This window comes from Kerstersia gyiorum (assembly GCF_004216755.1).
In the GTDB taxonomy this organism is placed as follows: Bacteria; Pseudomonadota; Gammaproteobacteria; order Burkholderiales; family Burkholderiaceae_B; genus Kerstersia; species Kerstersia gyiorum.
In genome coordinates this window covers 1293885-1318528 of record NZ_SGWZ01000001.1, presented here as the reverse complement: position 1 = coordinate 1318528, position 24644 = coordinate 1293885, and the positions used below count along the sequence as shown (strand labels likewise).

Annotated in this window: 18 protein-coding genes; 6 read left to right on the top strand and 12 right to left on the bottom strand. The window is 60.6% G+C overall.

Going from position 1 to position 24644, the window contains the following annotated elements:
• Positions 1-29: 29 nt before the first annotated feature.
• The 5 genes from EV679_RS05820 to EV679_RS05800 form a co-directional block, all read right to left on the bottom strand.
• Positions 30-431: a cupin domain-containing protein gene (locus EV679_RS05820; RefSeq protein WP_068366311.1), complete on the bottom strand. Its 402-nt coding sequence runs from the start codon at positions 429-431 to the stop codon at positions 30-32.
• Between the two features lie 56 nt (positions 432-487).
• A complete protein-coding gene (locus tag EV679_RS05815) occupies positions 488-1393 on the bottom strand; it encodes a fumarylacetoacetate hydrolase family protein (RefSeq protein WP_130486676.1) in 906 nt (301 codons plus the stop codon).
• Between the two features lie 125 nt (positions 1394-1518).
• Positions 1519-2208 (bottom strand): GntR family transcriptional regulator, encoded by a 690-nt coding sequence (locus tag EV679_RS05810; RefSeq protein WP_130486675.1) that lies wholly within the window; start codon positions 2206-2208, stop codon positions 1519-1521.
• Positions 2209-2232: 24 nt separating this feature from the next.
• Complete coding sequence (locus tag EV679_RS05805) at positions 2233-3513, bottom strand: TRAP transporter large permease subunit (RefSeq protein ID WP_130486674.1); 1281 nt, start codon at positions 3511-3513, stop codon at positions 2233-2235.
• Positions 3514-3546: 33 nt separating this feature from the next.
• Positions 3547-4083 (bottom strand): TRAP transporter small permease, encoded by a 537-nt coding sequence (locus EV679_RS05800; protein WP_068366323.1) that lies wholly within the window; start codon positions 4081-4083, stop codon positions 3547-3549.
• 266 nt (positions 4084-4349) lie between these two features.
• On the opposite strand from EV679_RS05800, the gene EV679_RS05795 reads away from it, so the two are divergent.
• The gene (locus tag EV679_RS05795) at positions 4350-4907 is read left to right on the top strand and encodes a DsbA family protein (RefSeq protein WP_130486673.1); all 558 of its coding nucleotides are present in this window, start codon (positions 4350-4352) and stop codon (positions 4905-4907) included.
• Positions 4908-5036: 129 nt separating this feature from the next.
• Here EV679_RS05795 and EV679_RS05790 read toward each other — a convergent pair whose 3' ends face one another.
• On the bottom strand, positions 5037-5228 hold the full coding sequence (locus EV679_RS05790; RefSeq protein WP_130486672.1) for a hypothetical protein: 192 nt from the start codon (positions 5226-5228) through the stop codon (positions 5037-5039).
• A gap of 284 nt (positions 5229-5512) precedes the next feature.
• Here EV679_RS05790 and EV679_RS05785 point away from each other — a divergent pair, with 284 nt between their 5' ends.
• The 5 genes from EV679_RS05785 to EV679_RS05765 all read left to right on the top strand — a co-directional run bounded on the left by EV679_RS05785 (position 5513) and on the right by EV679_RS05765 (position 15089).
• Positions 5513-8938, top strand: coding sequence for a TonB-dependent receptor (locus tag EV679_RS05785; protein WP_165389960.1), 3426 nt, complete (start codon positions 5513-5515; stop codon positions 8936-8938).
• A 228-nt stretch (positions 8939-9166) separates the two neighbouring features.
• Positions 9167-9985: a HupA family protein gene (locus EV679_RS05780; RefSeq protein WP_130486670.1), complete on the top strand. Its 819-nt coding sequence runs from the start codon at positions 9167-9169 to the stop codon at positions 9983-9985.
• Between the two features lie 159 nt (positions 9986-10144).
• Positions 10145-11647: a porin family protein gene (locus EV679_RS05775; RefSeq protein WP_130486669.1), complete on the top strand. Its 1503-nt coding sequence runs from the start codon at positions 10145-10147 to the stop codon at positions 11645-11647.
• A gap of 5 nt (positions 11648-11652) precedes the next feature.
• Positions 11653-13815 carry a hypothetical protein gene (locus EV679_RS05770; protein WP_130486668.1) on the top strand — a complete coding sequence of 721 codons (2163 nt, stop codon included), beginning with the start codon at positions 11653-11655 and terminating at the stop codon, positions 13813-13815.
• 311 nt (positions 13816-14126) lie between these two features.
• On the top strand, positions 14127-15089 hold the full coding sequence (locus tag EV679_RS05765) for an RpnC/YadD family protein (protein WP_130486667.1): 963 nt from the start codon (positions 14127-14129) through the stop codon (positions 15087-15089).
• Positions 15090-15140: 51 nt separating this feature from the next.
• Here EV679_RS05765 and EV679_RS05760 read toward each other — a convergent pair whose 3' ends face one another.
• The 6 genes from EV679_RS05760 to EV679_RS05735 all read right to left on the bottom strand — a co-directional run bounded on the left by EV679_RS05760 (position 15141) and on the right by EV679_RS05735 (position 24391).
• Positions 15141-16181: a FecR family protein gene (locus EV679_RS05760; protein ID WP_165389959.1), complete on the bottom strand. Its 1041-nt coding sequence runs from the start codon at positions 16179-16181 to the stop codon at positions 15141-15143.
• A 105-nt stretch (positions 16182-16286) separates the two neighbouring features.
• On the bottom strand, positions 16287-16817 hold the full coding sequence (locus tag EV679_RS05755; protein ID WP_068366342.1) for an RNA polymerase sigma factor: 531 nt from the start codon (positions 16815-16817) through the stop codon (positions 16287-16289).
• Between the two features lie 281 nt (positions 16818-17098).
• On the bottom strand, positions 17099-17422 hold the full coding sequence (locus EV679_RS05750; RefSeq protein WP_068366344.1) for a DUF2149 domain-containing protein: 324 nt from the start codon (positions 17420-17422) through the stop codon (positions 17099-17101).
• A 3-nt stretch (positions 17423-17425) separates the two neighbouring features.
• Complete coding sequence (locus EV679_RS05745; RefSeq protein ID WP_068366349.1) at positions 17426-17944, bottom strand: MotA/TolQ/ExbB proton channel family protein; 519 nt, start codon at positions 17942-17944, stop codon at positions 17426-17428.
• Positions 17941-22098, bottom strand: a complete 4158-nt coding sequence (locus EV679_RS05740; RefSeq protein ID WP_165389958.1) for a cobaltochelatase subunit CobN — start codon at positions 22096-22098, stop codon at positions 17941-17943. The genes EV679_RS05745 and EV679_RS05740 overlap by 4 nt, the downstream gene beginning before the upstream one ends.
• A gap of 211 nt (positions 22099-22309) precedes the next feature.
• Positions 22310-24391 (bottom strand): TonB-dependent receptor domain-containing protein, encoded by a 2082-nt coding sequence (locus EV679_RS05735; protein WP_207224893.1) that lies wholly within the window; start codon positions 24389-24391, stop codon positions 22310-22312.
• Positions 24392-24644 lie beyond the last annotated feature (253 nt).

Here is a 24644-nt window from a genome sequence, read left to right as displayed (position 1 = left end):
CACAGGGGCGGCAGGCAGGCCTGCGGACATCACTTGAGTTCGGTACCGGCCAGATCACCGTCGATGAACTTGTTGGGCTTGAGGAAGAAACAGAGCACCAGCGCGCCCTTGGGGGAGCGCGCCACATGCCTGTGACCTTTGGGACGCCAGACAAAATTACCGGCGCGATACACGCCATCCTCGTCCTCGAACTCTCCTTCGAGCACATAGCTCTGCTCAACTTCGACGTGTTCATGCAAGGCCAGCACGCTGCCCGGCTGCCAACGAAACAACGCCGTCAGCAGGCCGGTTTCCTCGTCCTGTACCAGGACCTTCATGTCCACGCCTGGCGTCGGGGTCTTTTTCCACGGCAGATCATCGACGGCCATGTTGCGCGAATCCAGCGGGCCATAGCGTTCGGCATTGGGCAAATGGGGGGTATTCAAAGCCATGTCTCTCTCCTTATCGGGTTCTTCTTTCGTAAAAAACGGAACGGCTGCCGTGCCGCTCAATCGACGACCGTATTGACGAGCTCTCCAATGCCCTCGATACGGGCGCGCACCGTCTGCCCCACCTGTAAACAGCGTTGCGGCCGCATCGCGAAACCGACCCCTTTGGGCGTGCCTGTCGCGATAATGTCGCCCGGCAACAGCGTCATGCCGGCGGACAACGCCGACACAATCGTTGCCACGCTGAAAATCATGGAGGCAGTGTTATCACGCTGGCGCAGTTCACCATCCACATCCAGTTCCAGCATGAGCGCATCCGGGTCTGCGATAGCGCTTGCGTGAACCACTGCCGGCCCCAGTGGACAGCTGGTGTCCAGGCTTTTTCCCTTGAACCACTGGCCGTGCAGGCGCTGCAGGTCACGCGCCGTCACATCGTTCAGGATGGTGTAGCCGAACACGTGCGACAACGCATCCGCCACCGCGATATCGCGCCCCGCCCTGCCGATCACGATCGCCAGTTCCACCTCGTAATCCAGGCTGTTGGTCAGGCTGGCATGGCGCAGCACCTGGCCTTTGTGGCCGACCATGGCCGTACGCGGCTTGGTAAAGAACTCGATTGCCGTGGGGAAGGCATCGGCGGGCCGGCCATTGGCCAGATTGCCTTCGATGATGTGATCGCGGTAGTTCCTGCCCACATTGAAGATATTGCGCCCCTGGGGATCGGCCGGCGGCAGGATTTCCAGCGCCTCGTATCGGTGTACATGTGGTCCGGCGTCGGCGCCGCCGTACTGTTGCAACAGCTCTCGTGTTATCGCCAGTGCGGGCTCGCCTGCCTGGATCAGGGCATCCACTGAAGCGGGTGCTGGCCGCGACGGCCAGGCGGCGCCCAGGTCCAGCACATGCGCGGCGCCAAGCATGACGCCCAGGCAAGGGCTGCCATTGTGCAAAAAGTTAAGGAATTTCATAGGACTCAACCTCTTCAAGAAATCCGGCCTGGCGGCGGCAAGTGCTGTACCGCCATTCGGTGGAGCCTGCGCGGCTCCGGATGGAAAACATCGGCGCCAGCGCCGGCCTGGGCCATGGCTTGCGCTCAGATCGTGCCGACGCCGGAGGCCGGCTCTCGCCCGGCCTCCTGCTCCACGGCAATGAACAATGCACGCACGTGCGCCCGCGCCAGCGCTGCTGCTTTTTCCGCATCACCCTCTTCGATCGCCTGGATGATCTCCATGTGTTCGCGCAGCGAATCCTCGGCGCGATGCAGTCGCGCAATGGTGCGACGCCGGTAGCTGGTCTGGCGGTGGCCAAATGAGGCCCAGACCCGTTCAAGCAAATGATTGTTGGCCAGCCGGAAGATCTCCTTGTGAAAGCTCACATTGGCCTGCGCATAACGCTCCGGCGCCGCTTCCGCTGCACCGGGTTCCATAAAAGGCGCGAACAGCGCCCTCAGGCCCATCACGTCACGCCGCGAAGCATTGAGCGCGGCTTCCCGGGCCGCGAAGCCTTCGAGCTGCTCGCGCAATTGCAGCCATTCCATGTAGTCTTTATCACTGACTGGCTGAAGCAACGCGCCACGTCCCGGACGCAGGCTGATCAGGCCCGTGCTGTCCAGCCGGATAAGCGCTTCGCGCACTGGCGTGCGGCTCACGCCCAGCTTGTTCGCCAGGTCTTCTTCGCGCACGCGCACGGGCTCCGTGATCTGGGCACGCAATTCATTGAGGTGCGTACTGACCGCCTCGAAAATATCCTGGCTGGTGGTCTTGGGCGACGGTTTACTGGTCATAGTGGCAAGCAATCGAAAAAGGGTTCAACGTGTCAGGAAGTTCAGCGGCACCATCACGATGGACGGGAACAGCACCAGCAGGAACATGACGGCAAACTGGGCAAACATGAAGGGCAACACGCCGCGAGCAACCTCATCGAGGCGCATTTTCCCTACGCCTGCGACGACATTCAGCACCGAGCCAACCGGCGGTGTTACCAGGCCGATGGCATTGTTCATGATGAACAACACGCCGAAGTAGACAGGATCTATGCCTGCGCTTTTGATGACCGGCATCAGGATGGGCGTGAGGATCAACACGGTCGGCATCATATCCATGGCGGTGCCGACCACCATCACCAGCAGCATGATCACGATCAGCAGCAGGGTCGGGTTGTCCATGAAGGGTTGCAGCAGGCCAATCACCTGCGAAGGAATATCCGCAATCGTGATCAGCCAGGCGGACACCATGGACGCCGCCACCAGGAACATGATCACAGCAGTAATGCGCGACGCCGAGACAAAGACATCGTAGAGCTGGCGCAGGCTCATTTCCCGGTAGACCACGGTGGCGACCAGCAGTGCATAAACCGCCGCCACCACAGCGGCCTCGGTCGGCGTAAAAATCCCGAAGCGCAGGCCGAACAGCACGATAACCGGCAAGCCCAGCGCCCACAGCGACTCCTTGAATGCCACCAGTTTCTGGCGCAGGCTGGCCGGCGGCGGCAAAGTCACCGATTCGCGGGAAGCCACAAACCACCATGCCAGGGCAATGGCCACGCCCATCAACAGGCCCGGCACGATGCCGGCCAGGAACAGCTTGCCGATGGAAACATTGGCGGCCACGCCAAACACGACAAACCCGATGGATGGCGGAATCACTGGCGCAATAATGCCCGCCGATGCAATCAGCCCGCCAGCCTTGGCCTTGTCATGGCCGGCCTTCACCATCATAGGCAACAGCAGTGCCGCCAGCGCAGCGGTATCGGCCACTGCGGACCCTGACAACGCCGCCATCAGGCAGGCCGCGATAATGGCGACAAACCCCAACCCGCCACGCATGTGCCCCACCAGCGCAATCGCCAGCCCGACAATGCGGCGCGACAGGCCGCCCACGTTCATGATCTCGCCGGCCAGCATGAAGAACGGTACGGCCAGCAGCGGAAAGCTATCGGCGCCGTTGATGACATTCTGGGCAAGGATCTGCGCATCAAACACATCCAGGTGCCACATCAGGGCCACGCCAGACAACAGCAGCGCGTAAGCAATGGGCATGCCAATGGCCATGCCCGCCAGCAACGCACCGACAAAGATATAGACAGTCATAGGATTCTCCGGGACTCGGTAATCGGTGCGTCATCAATCGCGGCTGGCCGCGGACCTGGGAGGCTCGAGATCAGCGCATTCCTGTACCATCAAGGCGCTGCTGTCCCTGCGCCCGCTGAGATTCATCCACAGTTCGTAGAACAGGATGAGCAGGGTCGATACGGCAAACACCACGCCGCAGAAATACAGGAATGACAAGGGCAACCCACTCACCGGCGCCTCCGTGCCGGCGTTGATTTCCACCTGGCTCCAGCTGCCCGAGAGCATCAGCCAGCTGATGTAAAGCATGATCAGCTGCGCTACCACGGTACAGGCGCGGCGGACACCCGCAGGCAAACGCACCACCACCATATCCGTACCCAGGTGGGCGTTTTCACGCAAGGCGACAATGCTGCCGATGAACACCATCCAGACAAACATCCAGCGAGAGATTTCCTCGGAAATCAACCAGCCGGTGCTGAACGCATAACGCAGCACCACATTGCCAAATACCAGCACAACCATCGCAGCCATCAACAGCGCACAGATTGCCGACAGCGCCCGGCAATAGACATCCAGCACCCGGTTCATGCGTTTCTCCCTGTGACCTGCCCGGCGGCACACCGCCTTTCGTCTCCCGAGCCAAACATTTTTGTACTCCGTTTTTATATTTTGCATACAAAATCTATTTTCTGTGTGCCATTTTATTTTCCGTATGCATAAATGGAATCGGGGTTTTCCTGTTCAGGGTTTCCGGGGAGATACTTGCCATATGGCTAAATCAGCCCGGCGCTTGGCAGCCCGGCCGATCTGGCGCAAGATTGCCCCCGACGTTTCAACTGCAAGGAAATCCATTCATGACACAAGCCGCACGCAAGGCCGACCCGCTCTCCTGGGGCCATGGTGACAAGATTTTTGAAATGTTCCTGGAACCCACCTGCCCTTTTTCAGTCCGGGCGTTCAACAAGATGGATACGCTGCTGGCCCAGGCGGGCGCAGACCGGATCACGGTGAAACTCCGGCTGCAATCGCAGCCCTGGCATATGTATTCGGGTGTGATCACCCGCTGCATTCTTGCCGCCTCCCTGCTGGAAGGCGGACGCGACAACGCCAAACGCGTGCTACAGGTCGTCGGCGAACACCGTGAGGAATTCGAATTCGAAGGCCACTGCAAGGGGCCGAACATGGACGCCACGCCGCGCGACATCATCCGGCGCATCGAAGCCTACAGCGGCCTGACGCTAGCCGAGGCTTTCGAATTCCCGGAACTGGAAACCGAAATCAAATGGCACGCCAAATATGCGCGTCAGAACGGCATTCATGTCTCGCCCACTTTCATGGTGGATGGACTGATCCAGCCCAAACTGGGCAGCGGTGACCCGGTGGAAGATTGGGTCCAGGCGCTGCTGGGCTGAACACAAAAAAGGATGCCGCCTCGCAGGCGGCATCTACAGCAACAGACACGCGCCGGCAGCGATGTGCCAACAGCGATCCAACGTACCCAGTATCGCAAACCGTTTTGGCGCTCAGGCGCGCTTCAGGTCTTAACGACGCTGCCCGAGCCAGGCCAAGGGCAGCAGCAAAGCGACGGCACCACCGCCACCACCGGACGAGGCTTCCCGACCTTCGGTCTTTTCAGTGCCAGAGTCATTACCGCCAGGATTGCCCGTGCCTTCGCTGCCGGTCGGACCGCCCTCCCCTGATACCGAATAGCCACTCTCGATATACCTAAACATCGAATCAATCACCGCCGTGCGTCACAGTGTTGCGCTGCCCACTCCTCAAGGCTTGGCATATTAATTAAGAAAAATAAAATATAAAAACAGTATGCCACGCATTAATTCTCTCTGAGGTGTCTCCATTTTTTATCGCTACCCGTCTACTGCTACAGATGGGCAATAAAAAAGAATGACTTTCTTTAAGATTTGCATCCTTGACTTGAACTTTGACCCTGTCGGGATTGACGCTTTTCGACCTGCCCCAGGCCTCTCCCATGCTTACGCCAGGAAAAAATAAAAACATGTCACACAGGAAATACAGCCAGCCGGCAAGCCGTTCGTCGGTCCGGGTATCACCTTCGATCCCGGCTTTCCGCCACACGCTTATTTCCCTTGCCATCGCCGCACTGCTGGGCGGCCATACCCTGCCTTCCACGGCCTATGCGCAAGACAGTACGGTCATCCATGGCACCCTGGAACTCTCCCTGCCCGCCCAGCCACTGACCGATACCCTGACCGAGATTTCCCGCCTCAGCGGCATCCAGATATTTGCCAATGGCGCAATACTGGCCAATCTGCAGGCGCCTGCCATCAGTGGCGCCATGACCCCGCAGCAGGCCGTCAGCCGTGCGCTGGCCAACAGCGGCCTGCAGGCCATGGCCAGCGGGCCGGATGTCCTCACCATCATCAAACCCAGTGAGCAGGGCCACAATGCCGTCACCACCCTGGAAGAAGTCACGGTCATCGGCGCCAACCGCCACGATCAGGGTCACCAGAATGTCTACGACAAGGACATCACCAATATCTACCTGGACCGAGCCTATCTGGATACCTACCGCGCCACCTCGCCGGCAGACATCTTCCAGGGCGCGCCAGGGGTATTCAGCGGCGAAGCCCGCAACAGCGCTGCCCTGGACCCGAACATCCGCAATATCCAGGGCCAGGGCCGCGTGCCGGTGGCCGTGGACGGCACGGAACAGGCCGTCACTGTCTATCGCGGCTATTTCGGCGCCAACAACCGCAACTACATCGACCCTGCGCTGATCAGTTCCGTCGCCATCGAAAAAGGCCCGACGCTCAGCCGTGACATGCCGCATGGCGGCATAGGCGGCGGCATTGCCATCACCACGCTGCGCGCAGACGACATCATCAAGGATGACCAATCCTTCGGCGCCGAGCTCAAGCTGGAAACCGGCAACAACGCCACCAAGCCCCGCATCAATGACAGCATCTACAACACGGACTACCGGGATATCCCTGGCGCGCACCGCAACTGGGAAACTTTCGCTTCCAGCTGGAAATGGACCAACCTGACCAGCGACGCCAAACGCAGCGGCCGCAGCGGTTTCAACATGGAAGATGCCGCCGCCCGGCTGGCGCTGGCCTGGCAGGGCGAAAAATACGAAGTCCTGGCCGCCACGGCCGTGCGCCGGCGCGGCAACTATTACTCGGGCACCAAGGGCGCGGACAAATACATGGATGCCGCCCCCAACACCAGTAACTCCTTGAACCCCTGGCGCAGCCCCTTCGCCCCCTTCATTGCGCGCGTGGCGCTGCCGGGCACCGAGGTCATGAACACCTCGATGGACACCACCTCTTTCCTGCTGAAAGCCAATCTGCTGATGCCGCAGGAACAGCGTCTGGGCCTCAGCTATCGCAAGACCATCATCGAAAACGGCGAAATCATGCCCTCGCGCCTGAACTGGGCACAGCTGGAAAAAGACGGCGGCCTGCCGCAATGGCCGCTGGCTGAAGTGGACCAGCAGGCCTTCAGCCTGGACTACGCCTGGAACCCCGACAACAACCGCTGGATAGACCTGAAAGCCCAGGTTTGGGCGACACGCACCAAATCGGATACGAACAGTTCTGGCGGCTACGCGGTGGAGCCCTATGAACAGGATGATGCCTGGAATGCCTATCAACGCTCCAAGGAATATCACGAAAGCAATACCGGTACGCCTTACACCGGCACACCCGTTCTACCCAACCCGAACATAGATGGCCGCCTCGTCAATAAGTCAAAGATGCGCTCCACCGAGAACCGCATCGGTATCCGCCTGGACAACAACATCACCCTGCGCGACAACCTCAGCCTGCTGCTGAGCGCCGATTTCCAGCATGAACGGCTCAAGCCTGACCCCCACTACAACTACTACACCCATGGCGGTGAATTCGAGGCCCGCCCGCGCGACGGCAAACGCCGTGAATCCAAGTTCGGTTTCAACTTCAGCTGGCAGCCGCTGTCCTGGCTGGACGTCAATGCGGGCGCCCGGTATGTGAGCTATGCCTCTACCGATTTTGAAGTGGACGCAATGCTTGAAAACAGGGGCTGGGGGCCGTTTACTGGCTCCGACAGCAAATCCTACAGTACCGGTCTCTTTTCCGCCTGGCTGGTTCCCCTGGACAAGGAAATGGCCACCCTGAAAGCACTTCAGGAAAAAGCCAAGCAGGAAGGCAACAATGCCATCGCGACTGAAGCCAGCAACAAACTCAATGCGGCGTTGCGAACCAAATATCCTGATACCGACAATACTTACGGACATCAAGGCATCCCCTACGAAGTCAAACAGGTGACAGATCCTCTGAGCGGTCAGGCCATCTGGGTCGCCCATGTCCCTATTGAATGGAAGCGCAGCACGGAAGGCTACAAATTCGAGGCCGAGGACAACCCCTTTACCAATGGCACTTATGACGCCGACAACGGTACGGTCGAATACTACGCAGATCCCTTGAACCCGGATGCCGCTCCCATTGAGGTCAAGCAGTTACAACAACAAATCAGTGCCTTCCGCCATTCCAGAAAAAGCATCAGGCTGACCAGTCCGGAAGAATTGCGCGCACTGATCGAGAAGAACAAGAAGCGCCATGCTTGGGCCCCCGTCTTTTCAATTAGCGCCCGCCTGACAGATAACAGCCGCATCTACAGCCGCTACGCCCAAAGTGTGCGCATGCCCAGCATCTTCGAAGACACTTCCGGCTTTTCCAAAGGCGCCGCAGATATTGGCGCCCCCTTCGCCAGCAGTTTCAAGCCGGAGCGCGCCACCAACATCGAAGTCGGCTATGCCCACAATCTGACGTCTTACCTGCCATCGGCACGGCATGCGGACATCCGCTTTTCCTATTACCACACCACCGTCAAGAACATCATCGACCGCATCGACGACAACCTGTTCTGGCAATTCGACAAGATGAAAACCTCGGGCCTGGAACTGCAAGGGCGCCTGGACACCGGCCGCTGGTTCTTCAACGTCGGCGGCAATTACAACCTCAGCCAGGAAGTCTGCGACAAAGGCGAAGCCCTGGCGCTGGACCCGCTCTATGGCCGTATTCCCGAATGCATAGAAGGCGGTTTCCCTACCGGATTCCTGCGCAGCATGGTCGGGCCGCGCTACTCCATCACCACCGACCTGGGCACGCGCTGGTTCAATGATGACCTGGAAATCGGCGGCCGCCTGACCTACCACAGCAGCCGCAACCAGACCCAGGAAGCCGAGTTTGCCAATATCGAAGGCGCGCGCTGGCCGGAAGTCTCAGCAGGCAACCGCCCTATCCAGTGGCACCCGGTAGCCGTCTTCGACGCCTATGTGCGCTACCGCTTCAACGATCACTACGCCATGGAAGTCGTCGGCACCAACCTGAGCGACCGCTACTACCTGGACCCGCTGACACGCACCATGATGCCCGCGCCTGGCCGCGCCGTCAGGCTCAGCGCCACGATGAAATTCTGAACGGACATGCCAATGAAAAACGCACCCAGTTTTTAAGACGCCTTGACCAAGACTCCAGGCCACACGCTACCCCATGCAGCGTTTCATCCAAACACGGAAGAAACGCTGCCGACGACAGACCTGCACCTTGCTCACGCTGGATTTTCGAATGGAACCGCACCATGACACACGCTGCCTGCTGTACCTGGCCAACGCCAGTTTCCCACACTCACTTTTAAGGTGAACAGCATGAAAAAGTCCGTTATCTTCGCTGCGGTCGTTATCCTGTCTACTACGACATGTGCATACGCACAGTCTGGTCCATATCAAGTCATAGGCGATGACTCAATCAATGGCTCTTTAGTTGGCGTAGCTAATTACACCACTCCTGGCCACGGCCTAATGGGCATACCAACAATAATGAACTTGCGCACCCATACTCTTTATGAAACGGGTACGTCAATTAGCACTACGGCACAAGGCAATTTCATTATTAAAAAAATCAGTATAGGATCTCCTTACACGACGATGGGCCGCATCGTCGATGGCGCTAAGAGCGCGCAAGGCTACTACGAGAACGAGGTTTACTTCGGCTCGTGGGTCTATGACCCGGCCATCTACCAGCCCACCACGTGGGACCGCGCCCAGTTCTACACCGGCATGCAAGGCAGCGGCGATATTTCCGCCAAAACCGGAACCGTCATGTATGACGTGCGCGGCATCAGCAACTACGTCAATGGAGCGGGCACACAAACCGATTCCTTCCTGATCGGCTCGCTGAGCGCCAACTTCACGACTTCCGTGCTGAATGGAGGCATCAGCAACGCTTCGGGCAACAAGCAAATCGCCTTTGTCAATGTCAAGATCGACAAAGCCTCGGGCTCTTATGGTACTGCGGGTGGCGGCCTTGTTATCGGCGTACAGGGCACCACCCAATACAACGGCGTGACTACCGGTCTCTTCTACGGTGATCAAGCACAAATCCTGGCAGGTTATGCCACGTTTGCCGGCAATTCTGACCTGAACACAGCTTACGGTGGCGCCAGCGGCTCGGCCAAGTTCGAGTAAGCGCTAACCCACATTCCGTGGGTTAGTTCTCTACGCACAGGCCCACTTCAAGTGTGCCTGTGCCTTTGTTTTCTGTCTTACTCACGCACAGATACTGCTTTGGCCTTTCCTGCTTATCCCACCTCGTTGCGACTTGTAAGGTTCAAACACCTTCCCGTTTTGCGCCTGCTATCCGGTCTTACCCTTTTTTTCGGTATATCTCTATCGCTGGCGCATGCCCAACCCGTCAGCGCCAATATCGAAGATGACCAGCGCCTGATCTTCGACAAGGCGCGTGCGCTGACACAACAACGTGAACAGGCCATCCTTCCGGCGGCCGACACGGCCGAATCCTTCACGCTGAAACCGGAAGTCAACGGGTTAAGCCTGGAATACAACGGCCAGATCCTGCGCCTGGGTTATAGCGAACAAGACCTTGGCCGGGCGCTGTTCATCAGCATCAACCTGCAGCGCTGGGATGACGTGCGCACGCTGCAAAAATTCTATCTTGGCCTGCCCGAACACAAACCCGCCATGGCGGCATTTGTCGAGGCCGGCCTGTTGCAGGCAGAAGGCCGCTTCGCCGCAGCCAAGGAACGCTACCGTGCCGCGCTGGACCTGGACCCCGCCTTCACCCGCGCCCAGCTGGATCTGGCGCAGCTGCTGTTCCTGGACAAAGAAGACCGTGAATCACAACAGTTCTTTTCCAGCCTGCAGGCCGCGCCGCTGCCCGCCGGACTCTCACAGCGCATCACCGCTTATCTGAATGCGCTGGACCTGCGCCAGGCCTGGAACGGTTATATCTCGCTGGGTATGGTGGACAACAACAATATCAATCAAAGCAATGGCAATGAAATCTTCCAGTTAATGTCCAACCCTGGCGGCAATCCGCCCTTTCTGCTGATCGTCACCCGTCTCCCCAAGCCCATCCGCGCCCGAGGCCCCGCCTACGAATTCAGCGCCAACAAGAACTGGCAATTGCGCAGCCATCATTACCTGACGTTCCGCAGCAGTGCTTATGGCCAGCACTACAACAATTACCGGGAATATTCGGACGACCACGTTTCCGTCCATACCGGCTACGCCTACCAGAGCGCGCGCGATACGCTGGCCGGCCTGCTGGTCGGCGAGTTGCACCGCCAGGATGCCAGTACCGATTACCGCGTCTATGGCCTGCGCGGCGAATGGGGGCGCAATTTCCTGCCCCGGGCCAACCTGAGCCTGCAGGCCGAACACAAGTTGCGCCGTTACACCGATCAGAACATCGCCCAGCGCATGGACGGCCGCCAGGCGTATGTCGGCCTGCAAGGCTATTACTCCTTCACCCCCAACACATTGCTATTCGGCGGCGTGGACTATACACGTTTCAAAACCGACAACAGCCCGACTGATAGCTACCGCCAGAAAGGCTTGCGCCTGGGCTTGTACCAGCAGTTCGGCAGCAGTTTCAGCACCACACTGATGGGCATGCAGCGCAACCGGCGCTTCGATGGACCGTTCCTGAGTGCAGAGCACTACGACAAGGAACGCATTTATATGGCCACGCTCAAGGCCGATGCCCTGGCGCTGGCCGGCTTCACCCCTGTCCTGAGTTTCAAGCACACCCGCCTGCGCAGCTCCATCGACTGGATGCTCGACTACCACCAGAACGAAGTTTCCCTGAAATTCGAAAAGCAATTCTGACCGCCATGATGACCTGCCCCTATTTCCCTATCAAAACCGCTACGCCTGCGCTGCGCCCGAAGATTGCCCACATGGTGCTGACGCACCTGATCCTGTGGGCTGGCCTGCAAGCCACGCTGGTGCCAGCACAGGCCGCCACTAGCGCAGCCCCAAGCTACCGCACATTGGGCATTCTCAATACAGCAAAACTGCCTGGCGCCCAGCCCGGGCAGTTGCTCTACAGCCAGGGCAAGTTCTATGGCAGCGTGATAAACGGCGGCAAGGACGGCAAGGCTTTTTTGCAGCGCTGGGGGCGTCTTTTCGTCGGCGCGGCAGCCCCCGGCGCCGCCTTCCAAACGCTGGATGCCAGCGACATCCAGGGCCAGGATCTAGGCCGCGGTGCCATGCTGGAGTATGTCAGCCCTGGGACAGGTACGATTTATGGCTGGCGGCCCTATCAGCGGCCGCTAGACAATCAGCTGGAATGGAGCCGACCGGAACAACGCAGCGCCATTCTGAAGTGGACACCCGGCCAGCCAGCCCCCGATGTGCTCGAAGTCGATAATGCACTGGAGTTCTCACCCCATTATCAAGTGGGGGGGCTGGAACTTGGGGCATTTGGCACCACTTGGGCTGAGGACTCCCAAGGAAATATTTACATCCCGGCATGGAACTCAGGCTTGTTCCAGCTGAATGCTGAACAGAAAATTTCTCCTATTTTCATATCGACGCAATCAGTAACCACACCCAAGGTGCCTGACGCATCGCTTCCTCCTGTCGTACCAGACCACATATGGGCCTTTCCCTTGCCGAACCCAACAATGTGCCTGGATATGGCCAACAATTACGCCCCTGTAGATTGCGCCCTGTATTTCCCACCTGCAGGCTCAATTACAGTTACCTACGAATACTGGCCCAACGGCAGCAATACTCATGCAGTCGTCCACAGCTCAGACCATGGCGGGACGCTTTATGTGCTGGTGGGCGGAGGCAACACTTATACCGCCTTCAATTCTGAAACCGTTAACGAAGCCACAAAATGGATAGGCACCTACCCCAACGCCAGCATCCCCATGGATGACTCCGCTGGCGCTGCCATCCTGGCGGTTCGCACCTCGGAACTGAACGGCACCGATGCGCCGTCAATCACTTTCCTGCAAAGCCTGGCGCGCGCACGTGATGGCCAGACAGTATTCGAATCCAGCGGATTGATAACACCTGCCCCTAATGGCATGGTCGAAGTCGGCGACTATCTTTACGGCACAACAGATAAAGTGCTTTGGCGCTACAACAAGGCCGAGGGCTCTGGCGGAACAATTGAACACGTTCATGTGTTCAATACCGCTGCGTCCGATGGCAGCATCACGGGCGACCTGAACACCAACACCTTCCGCCCCTACGGCCCCATGGTGCTGGCCAAGGATGGCTGGCTCTACGGGACGGCGGCCAATCGCGTGGCCAATGCCAGGAATACGGAAACCGGCGAACTAGGCTCAGTGAAAGACTACGGCGCCATCTTCCGGGTCAAACCCGGCCACACCACGACAGAAGAGGATGACGCCAGTTTTGAAATCGTGCACCGCATGGCCATTCTGGACGGCACGCACCCAATAGGCCTGAGCAGCGGCCCCGTCACGACCCAGGCGGACGGCAGGCATATCCATACCCTGCTGGGCGCCAACCGCTGGGGGGGCTACGCACGCTCGGGCGGCGGCGACGATATCGACCCCAGCCGCTACACACCCAGCAGTGAACGCGGCGGCGGCTCCTTCTTTGCCCTGGATCTCACGATTCCGGCCATGCTGACGCTGAACCCGGCCAGCATTCAGGCCGGACAAAGCGCCGAACTCAGCTGGAGCACAAACAGCCTGAGTTGCCAGGCCCGCAGCAGCGATGGCAGTTTTAACGGCGCGCAGGGCGTGTCGGGCAAGCTGCAACTGCAGCCGGCGCAGAATGGCCGCTATACCTACGAGCTGGACTGCCGTGACGCCCAAGGCCGTGTGTATGGCGATGCCGTGAGCTTGCAGGTGGGCGACGCTAAAGAAGAAACCCCTGGCGACACCGACAATGACGGCGACAGCGGCTCGGGCGGCGGCCCGCTGGGCTGGCCACTGGGATTGGTGCTGCTTGCGCTGCTGGCGGCACGACCGGCCATGCGGCAGGCTGGCAGGCCGTCGTCCACCCGTTGAGCTCGTATTCGGCGCGACAACGAGTGCCTGCCATAATCGGCATGCACTCGTTTGGGATCTCAGATTCAAAAAGCGTGACGTTTCCGTCACGCCTGCCCTTGGCAGACACAAGCCAGCCGCGCATGCTGTGAGGGTCGTCAACCCGCCCGCTGTTTCCCATGTTGCCAGCCATTCCCCAGCAGGCCATGTGCCGGCCTGCCCGCTCACGCCGCAGTTGCCGGCCCGGCCCAACGCGCAGTGCCGCGCAAATGCCGGTTCCGCCGTCTTCCGATAGACCGGAAGCGGCATCGGCCCTACTACCGGCAAGCTCATTGCGTGCCGACTCGGACGGCCACTGGAAAGATGCCCTGGAAACCTGGCTGCAACCCTGCACCGCACTTTTCTGGCCGGAATTCCATGATTTGATCGACTGGCGCACGGCTCCGGTTTTCATGGACAAGGAACTGCGCCGCATCGGCGGCAGTCTTTACCGCGACCGGCTCTATGTGGACAAGCTCGCGCAACTGCACACCCGGCACGGCCCGGTGCTGCTATTGATGCACACGGAAATCCAGGCACGCCTGGAACGTGATTTCCCCCAACGCATGTTCCGCTATTACTGCCGCCTGGAAGCGCGGTACCCCAAACACGACATCGTGCAATTCGCTATCGTCACCAAGAGCAAGAATTCCAGAAAAATCCGTTATTTGGAACACCGCCGTGCCCCCCTGAATGGCAATTTTCTGACCCTTTTCTATGCCGCACCAGTGATACATTTACAGGACTGGGCCGGCCAGGAAAAAGCCTTGCAGGCACAGGCCGGGCATAACCCTTTTGCGATGGTACTGCTGGCCGAACTGGAAGCGGCCAAACGCCCTACATCGGCGCGCACGCGGCTGCACAGCAAAATCCGGCTGGTGCGCCGGCTCTATCAACTGAAGTACTCGGAAACCGAGATACGGCAGCTGTTCCTGTTCATCGACCATGTCCTGCGTCTTCCCGTTGCACAGGAACTTGCATTCACCCAATCTCTGGAACGCCTGGAACAGGAGGAAAACGTGGCATACATCTCTAGCGTCGAACGCGTCTGGCTGCATCGTGGCCTGGAACAAGGCATAGAACAAGGCAGAGAACAGGGGCTGTCGCAAGCCCTCACTGCCCAGTTGCAGCAACGCTTCGGTTGCCTGCCCACCGACTTGCAGCAACAGCTGGACCGCGCCTCGGTGGAACAATTGCAACGTTGGCTACTGTCCGTCATGCATGCTGAATCACCACAAGCGGTGTTCAACAGCTGACAAGCCCCATGCCCTCAGCCTGAAGCTCCGGTATTCACCGCAACCTCACATTTAACGCAACCGCAATAGCAGCGCGTTGCGTTCTGCGTCAGGCTCCACACGGATTGGCAGAATCAATGGCAAGGCAGCCAGCAAGGCCTTGGGGTCGTCCGCACGCAGCCGGGCAGTCAGGCGCAGCTGCCCAACCCTGGGGTCCAGGCTCTTCAAGGGCCGGACCAGATAGGCATTCAGCACAGGCAAGGCTTCCAGCAGCGGCATATTATCGAAGACCAGCCAGCCGTCACGCCAGCTGTCTTCGCGCCCACCCGGTATCACGACACGCCTATCCACCGCTGGCGCCTGGCCGGTACGAACGGACAGACGGTCGCCGGCATACAGGTCTACGGTTCCGCCATCCCCCCAGGGCCAGTATCCATCAGGACGCCAGCGGACATGTCCCTGCGATACCCCCACCTGTACGCTCTCGCCGCGGTCGGTGACCGTGAAAATCGTGCCGACGACCTCAACTTCGCCTATGCGCAGCGGCACAATGAATGGCCTCTGCACATCTGGCGTCACCTCGAAACGAACCCGGCCTCGTTGCAAAGCCACTTCGCGCTTGCCGGCATACATTTCCGCCAGGATTTCACTGTCGGCATCCAGATACAACTGACTGCCGTCCGGCAATTCGACAGCAAAGGATTCCGCGATCCGGGTGCGATAGCGCCGGCTGAATTCTCGCAGGGAATGCTGCCAGGCCAGTATGGCAGCGCCGCCCAGCAGGCCTGCGGCCGCCATGGCCAGGAATTTCCGGCGGCCGGGCTGCGCCAGCGTCGCGGCAAACATTAACCCTGGATGTATTGGCCGGCGTGGCGCGGGTTCCGCGAACTGATCGCGCAAACCGGTCCCGATCTGATCAAGCATCTTCCAGCGCCGCAACGCTTCGGCATGTGCCATGGCATGGCGTTCGGAGCGGGCCACCCACAAGCGCAATTGCTGGCGCGCCGCCTGAGCTTCGTCGTCAGGCGCCACCGCTGCGGTTGCGATCAGGCGCAGCGCGTGCGCGATCATCCGTTCGGATGGCGGAGCCGGCCGCGTGCTTGCCGCACTCACGGCGCACCCCGCAATGCAGGCCGTGCAACACCAACAGGCCGCCATTCAGGGCGGCATGACCGATAGGGGCAACAGGAATTCCGCAGGGCTTTCATCTTCGGCAGACTAACACTCCGGCCCGGCCAATGCCCGCAATTCAGACAACGCGGCAGCGCAATCCAGTGTAGCCCGCACGACATGCTTGGCAACCGCTGCCTCGGTAATGGCCAGCCGTTGTGCAATTTCCGCCCTGGAATAGCCATACACACGGAACAGCACGTAAACATCACGACGCCGACCAGGCAGGCTTTCCAGCTTGGCAACGACTTTTTCCATCAACTGGCGATACATGACGATGGTCTCCGCAGAGGCCGCATGACACGGCATGGCTTCAGCCGCAACCAGGCTGGCTTCCAGGTAATCCTGTTGATGTTTGCGTTGTCTGATGAAGTCGATGACGATATTGTGCGCGGTGTGGAACAGCAGGGCCTGCGGCGATTCGATCGCCCCCGCCCCCTCGCGCATCATCTTGGCATAGACTTTCTCAAAGCTGTGCTGAGCAATGTCATCGGCAGTATGCGGATCACGCAGCTCACGCGCCAGATGCCTGCACAACTTGTTGTAGCAGGCCAGCAATTCTTCCACGACATTGTTCATCTGGTACCCACGATACGCCAGTACCGCCAGGAAAAAATTGGATGGATCGGCAGAAAATCAACAATTGCCGGCGCGCTCCGACAGTCTGGCCGCCAGCCTGAAGCAAAGTGGAACAGCGGCAAGAAGTATGATAATCATTATCATATCATGCAATGGGACATCCGATTTTGAGAGAATTCTCAAGATTGTTGCCCGCTGTCCACGCTCACTATTTTCCCCCTGAATTCCGCGCGGATCACACCCGCTATCCGCCCTGCTGTCCATGGGCCATCTCTGGACATTCAAGGCTGCGCGGCATCGCCCTCCGGCACGTAAATCATGCGCCCATCATCCAGCCTATAAGTTACGCCCGCTCGCATACCTTGACCTTCTCCGAGTTTTCCGGAAGATTCGTAACGTTGCAGTTCCTGGCCATTCTTGATGGTGATGCGCATATTGTCCTCGCCGGGATTCTCTACCACCACGACATGCTCGCTGGCATAGGGATTGAGCGGATTGCTTGCGATCACTACCATCAGAACGCCGATGACAACCAGGAATAGGTCTATCAGATTGACGACCGACAAAATGGGATCATCGGCGTCGTCAGATTCCAGAAACCGCATCGCTCAACCCTCTCCTACAGCGCCGGCAGCACTATGCGGCTTGCCGTTTTTCTCGATCTCCCGCAATTCTTCCAGCAACCAGCGGCGCCGGATCGTCAACAGAAAAAACGCGATGCTGGCGCCGGCGAGCGCCAGGATCACTGCTGCGAACGACACCACCATATTCCTTCCCACTGTCGCCGTATCGCCACTGCCCAGGGCCAGCAAGGCCGGCCCCATGGGAATCATGGTGGCAATCAGCCCCAGCATCGGCGCCACACGTGACACCATCCGCAGGCACTCCAGGCGCTTCATGATCCATAGCTCCATATCGTCCGTGGCCCATTGCTGTTCCTGCGCTTCCCAGCGCCTGCGCAACAACGACTGATGCCGGCCACGCAGGCGCGCCAGCCATTCGGCCAGGAAGCCACCCAAGGCAAACAAGGAATAAGCCAGCGCAGCAAGAATCAGCACCAGCACCGGCCACAGCAATACCCTGGAAATTTCATATAGGCCTGTTTCCAGGCTAGGCGCACCCATCATTTTTCTTCATGTCCTTTTGTCATTGCGTGAATGCCGGATCGGGTCATGCGCGGACGCTGATTGGCATGGCGGTACTGCCAGGCGCCAGCCACCAACAGCAGCAGCACTGCCAGCGCGATCGCGCCCTGCAGCAACGCGAGCTGCTGCGCGTCCGCCATGTCCGCCACAGGCTGCAGCTCCTGCCCGGTCACTGGCACCGATGGCGTTGGCTCCTGACCCTGATCCGCTTCCGGCTGTGGCATGGCCGCCTGCCCTGCCGCTGTTGCAGCAGCCTCCGATGGCGCTGCACCATCCTGCAGGCCGAAACCCGCCAGCAGGTCCGCCAGATAGTCTTGGGTTACCGCCGCGCTGGCCTGAACCTGGAAATCACGTTGCAGCGCCTGCCAGCGCTGGGCCAGCTTGCGGCGCGTGTCTGCCGGCGCGTCCCAGTATCCTTTGCGCACTGCTTCGGCCATGCGCTCCAGCATCTGCGCCTGGGCGTGCGGGTTGTCGCGCTCGAACCATTCCTGCATACCCAGTTCGCGGGTATCGGAAACATAGGTATCGAACATGGCCTGCCATTGATCCGCGCGTACCGTGGAGGCATCCATGGCTTGCCAGCCATACAGGTTGTTCGTTGCCTCGAGCACCGCCAGGGTACCGGCGTAACCCTCTTCCTGCATGCCCTTTATCCAGGCAGGGTTGAGGTAGCGCACCCGCATCTCATCAGACAGGAAACGTTGCAGGCTGGCCGTGCGCGGCTGTCCCTGGCGAAGGTCGGAAATCAGCAATTGCGGCGCGGCGCCGTCTATCTGCCGAATGGCCGCCGATAGCCCGCCCATGAATTCAAAGGGGTGGTCAGTGGACAGCACGCCATGCAAATGGGATGAACGCGACATCACCACTGCCTGTACGCCACTCAGTTGGGTTTGCAGCACCTGGATACCGCCACTGGCATCCCCCCAGGCAGCCGTGCCATAACCATACTGGCTGCTCTGCATGAACTGCTGCGCCAGAGCCGACTCATCCTCCCAGGCATCCGCGCGCAGGGTCAGATGCGGCACGCCGGTGCCATAGGCGCCTGGTGCATTGCCGAAAATACGCAGCAGCGCGCCCTGCCGCGCCTGTTCCGGCGTGACGCCGGCAGCCAGCAGGCGAGCTTGCGCGGCCCGGGTATTGGCAGCCACCTGGTTGCCTGGCTCGTCCAGTTGCGCCAGGCGCTCCATGGCCTCTGCCAGCAGGCGCATGAAACCGTCGAACTGATCCCGGTATACGCCGGTCACCTGTACCACCACATCCACGCGCGGCCGGCCCAGTTCACTGGCTGGAATGATTTCCAGGGCTTCCACCCGGCCACCGCGCCCCCAGACCGGCCGCAAACCCAGCGCATGCAGCACCTGGGCCTCCGTGACTCCCAGGTGGCGAATGGCTTCCGAGGACCACAGGCTGAATGCCAGCTTGCCCGGTACGGCACCCTCATGGCTGGCTGCATAAGCCTGCAGCAGCTGCGCATAGGCGGCGCCGCCTGCTTCGAACGCCGCCGGGCTGGGAATGCGGTCCGCCTCGAAGGCATAGAGATTGCGGCCGCTGGCGATATCCGGATTGCGCAGCGGGTCTCCGCCTGCGCCCGGCAGCACGAAGCGGCCTGCCAGTCCGGCCAGCAGGGCTTCGATTTCCTGCGTATCTTCCAGTGCCCGGTCCAGCTGGCGCGCACGCGTCACCTGTTCCTGCAATGCGGGTTCCAGACCGGGCGCCGCTGCCGGCCCGTCATCCTGCACCGGCGCACGCAAATGGGTTTGCAGAAAACGGTAGGGCAGCGACTGCTGCAAGGTATCCATCCCGGTCGCCACCGATGCGGCGACTGCCTGCTGCGGTAGTTCTCCTGTCAGCGCATCATCCTGCCGGCTTTGCTGCCCGTTTGCCGCAGCGCCGACGGCAGCAGCAACACCTGGAACATGCCCTTGCGCCAGCCATTCGTCATCCTGTAGGCCCAGCGCACGATAGAAGGGCTCACCCAATTGCTGCATCACGGTCATCAGGCGATGCTCCGGCTCGGCCGGCTCGCCGAACGTATGCAGGCCCAGCGGCATGGCCGCGCGTGCCAGCTCGTGCAGGTGATCATGCAGTTCCTGCACAAAATCCTCGAAATGCAACCGCGCCCGGTTTTCATCCCAGCCCAGGTCTGCCACCATGTGGTTGGCCTCGGCAGCGGCCAGCACTTTGTCGCGGGCCACCGCCTGCGCAGCCCCTTCATCGAGCTGCTGGTATTCGTGGATCAGCTGGTGCAGGTCCGACAGGGTGTCGTACAAACCGGCGGGGGCGAACGGTGGCGTCTGGTGACTGATGATGACGGCGCGGCCTCTGCGCCGGGCCTGCATGGCTTCGCCGACGTTATCCTGCAAATAGGGATAAAACACCGGCACGTCACCCACCGCCAGAAAAGGGAAGTCCGTCGCTGCCAGCCCCCTGTCCTTGCCGGGCAGCCATTCCTGCGTGCCATGCGTTCCCATGTGGATGATGGCGTGCACGCCCAGCCGCTCGCGCAGATACAGATAGGCGGCCAGATAGAGATGGTCCGGCGCACTGGCCGTATCATGATAATGCTGGCCCATTTCCGCCGCGCGCGGCATCTGCGGCATGACCGTGAGATTGCCCAGCTGCAGGCGCGGGATAATGAATGCCGGTTCGCCCGCCACCATGCGCACGGACCAATGCTTGCCAGGATCGCCCCAATGCAGCAGCGCCTGACGCTGCGCAGTTGGCAGACGGCGCAACCATTGCCGGTAGGCATGTACCGGATAGCTGTCTGCCAGGCCTTGCTGCAGCAAGGTTTCCAGCGGTACCTGGCGGTACAGGGCGCCCAGCATCTGCTGCGCCTGCTCGATCAGCTCGGTTTCACCCGGTACTGTCACCTGATATCCCGCTGCATTCAGGCCGCGCGCCAGCGCCACCACGCTGCGCGGCAGGTTCAGGTGCGACGCTGCGAGGTTTTTCTCGCCTTGGGGATAGTTCCAGAACAGCAAAGCCAGCTTCTTGCCGGCTGCCGGCAACTGCCGCAGCGCCACCAGGCCCTGCAGTTTGCCGATCAGGGCATCAGCCTGTTCTGGCAGCAAACGCTGCTCCCCCTGTACCGAGGCCCGCAAAACAATGGGGTCCATCATGCCCCAACCTTCCGGGCCCGCCAGGAAAATCGCCAGCGTGCGCGGCGGCATGCCACTGGCAGCGTGCGCCCAGTCGGCCTCGCCAGGTTCCTGGCGAAAAGTGGTGGTCTGCAAGACGGGAATATCCAGCGCCCGGAAATCTGCGCTGCGCGCCTTGCCATCCTGCAAATGCCCCAGATTCACCAGCGCATCCACTCGCCCCTGCCCCAGTACCTCCGGCAAGGTTTCGTGCTCGGCATCAAACCAGAATATGACGGGCACCATGCCGGCAGCTTCGGTTTTGCTGGCCAGCACATCCAGCGCATCGGTCTGCAGATCGCCCAGCGCGCCGGCATGCGTCAGGAAAGCCACCACGCCGCTGCCCGGTTGCCAGCGGGCCTTGCCCCAGGCCAGATACGCCTCCAGCGTCGAAAATACCCCGGGGGCCGCAGGATGATAAAACCCGGTGCCTGCCGGTGCCTGCGCAGCAGGGAAAGCACTGGTATCACCGCCCGCCAAGGCTGCCCTGACATAGCCGAAGAAATGCTCAAAATTGGCAGCGCCGCCCGCGGCATAATAGGCCGCCAGGCGCCGCGCCGCGCCCGCATCCAGACCACTCTGCCCCGGCGCCCCGCCCCCTACGGCCAGCCAGCGCCGTCCCGGCGTATGCAAGGCCTCGCCCAGCGAGGCCTCCACTTGCGCACGGTCTGCCGGCCTGGGGACATCCAGCACCACCAGATCGGCATTCGCCAGCCAGTTGGCGGCAGTCCCTGTGGCGTACTCAACATTGACATGTTCCAGCTGGACGCCGGCCGCTGCCGCCAGAGGAAGCATGCGTTCGAACTTGCCGTTGGGCACAAAGCTGTTGCTGAATACGCGCACCATGGGGCGAGCTGCTGCGGCCTCTGCGCCATCCCCTGCCGCCGGTTGCGGCATGCCATGCCCAATCACACCGCCTTGAACAACTTCGTGGCCGGCCCCCGGCTGGCTGGCCCGGGCCTGTCCGGCCAGGCCGCCCAGGCTGACTGCCAACAAACACAGCAACGCCAGGAGCCAAGCATCCAGACCATTTCTCATGCGGCCCGCGCAAAAACAAGCAATTTCAAGCCCGCTTTCAAACCCTATGTCGGGCCGTCTTTCAAGCCCACTTTCACGTCCGATTCCATGGCTGATTCCGCAACCGGCGTGACATCCTGAGCCACGCCCCATCCGGCTCCCAATGTATTTCGTCCAGGCAGGCATGCGTTCAGAACCTCGCATTCATGCCCAGGTAGTAGCGCCGCCCCTCATCAGCCAGGGAATAGCTCGTCGCATCTTCGGCGGCCAGCCTGCGGTCACCCAGGTTTTCCACACCCGCCTGCAAGGTGAGATAACGGTTGATGGCGTAATCTGCGTACAGCGACAACAAGGCATAGCCCGGACGTTCGGTGCGTGGCGTGCTGCCCGAGTTGTACTGTCGTCCAACGATTTCCGCGCGCAACCGCGCAGTCCAGGCCGGCAGCGGCGACCAGGCCAGCGTCGCGCCACCGCTGTGCCTTGGCCGGTCTGCCAGGGTCTCGCCAGTTTCCCGGTTCTTCGGGTCCAGCCACATGTAGTTGGCATCCAGGCGCATTTGCCACGGCAGGTCCACGCCTCCCCCCAGTTCCAGGCCGCGGATACGCGCCTTGGCGACATTCTGGTAGTACAGGCAGGTCAGCCCCTTGATATCGCAACTGGCGGCACGCTGGGTTTCGATCAGTTTTTTGACATCGTTCTGGAATACCATGGCATTGGCATTCCAGCCGCCGCCGTCATAGTCCAGTCCGGCCTCGAAGGACACCGCCGTTTCCGGCTGCAAGTCCGGATTGCCACGAATGATGCCGCGCCCACCCATGGCTGCGCGCGACTCATATTCGGGCGAAAGCTGCTTGAGCGTCGGTGCCTTGAAGCCTTTGCCGATCCCCCCCTTGAATGTCAGCGCGTCATTGAAGTGGTACAGCACGTACGCACGCGGGCTGGCCTCACGGCCGAACTCCTCGTGCCAATCCAGGCGCCCGCCCAGCACCAGTTCCCATTGCCGATTCAAGCGCCACTCATCCTGCAGCAATGCAGCGTAGTGCTGCATGGAAAGACGACCCGCACGATTGACGGTCGGGTCCTCGAGTTTCTCGCGACGCGCCGTGCCACCCAGGGTCAGGGTATGCCCAGCCCAGGGGACCAGTTTGAGGCTGGCGTCGGCCACGGTATCGACAAACCGGTTGGGGCCGGTTGCCGTGCCGCCGTCGCTGCGCCAGTTTTCCCGGTACAGGGTGGAGCGATAAAGTTTGACGTCGCTGCTGCCCCAGCTCCAATCGCCGCGGTACGCCGCAGAATAGTGCCGCCGCCGCACGGTATCGTCGGATTCATAACTGGCTGCCGTCGTGCCACGCACGCCGTCGCGCTCCTCATTGCCCGCACCAGCCGTGACGTCAATACGTTGCCGCCCGTCCGGCGTCCAGCTCAAGGCTGCGTTGCCACTGCGTGCGACATTCCTGTCCAACAGGCTCAAACCGGGATTGCTGCCATCCTCCAGCGCATTGCGGCGCAGGTACTCCCCCCAGACACTCAGGCCCAGCACATCCTTTACCAGCGGGCCGCCCGCATACAGGCCTGTCTTGAACTGGGCGCCGCCCGTGTCGTGGGCAGGCTTCACGTAATAGGATGACAGGGAACCCTGCCATTCATCGGTCGCGGTCCGGGTGATGACATTCACCACGCCGCCCAAGGCTTCCGATCCATACAGCGACGATAAGGGGCCGCGCACCACCTCCACCCGTTCAATCGCCTCGGTCGGCACCCAGCCCAGCTCGTAATCCGAATGGGAAATCCCGGAAGACGAAGCGCTGATACGCTTGCCATCCACCAGGAACAAGGTATGTGCGGCATCCATGCCACGGATGGAAATTGCCCGCCTCCCCAGCCCCGCGCTCTGGATATTGATACCTTCCGTGCCGCGCAGGGCATCGGCCAGATCCAGCACCGGCCGCTCGCGCAGTGCCGCGCCCTGCACGACGCTAACGCTGGCTGGCACATCGGCCAGATTGCGCTCCCCGGCAGTAGCCGTCACAACCACCGGCTGCAAGGCCGCCACCTGCGGCGCGGCAGCAGGCCGTAGCGGCACTGCCTGCGCATGCGCCTGGGCGCACAATAAGGACAGCACGGCCGCCAGGGGCAACATGCGCCAGACAGGTGCTCCCCAACCACCCAGCCCTGTGCGGCTCTCGCCGCCTCCGCCTGTCACACTGGCATGCGCCAGGAATCGTTCGCTGCCCTCTGGCAGCGGATCGGGCAGGAAATTGCGGCAAAACATGAAAACCCCGTCAGGCATGCTCAGGCCGCCCGGATAGCGGCCCGCAAAAATTGGAATGATATATCAAATCAAATAAATTGAAATGATATATCAAAACATATGGCAGCGTGACGTCAAAAGATGCCAGATCGCAGAGCCTGGCCCCCAGGGCACAAGCCCTGGATGGACGAAAGCCGTCAACCCAAGTGGCCCCGTCCCCTTGGAATTGCTCACTAAGTGAGCAAAATTCCGGCGAAATTCTGTCGCGAAGAAC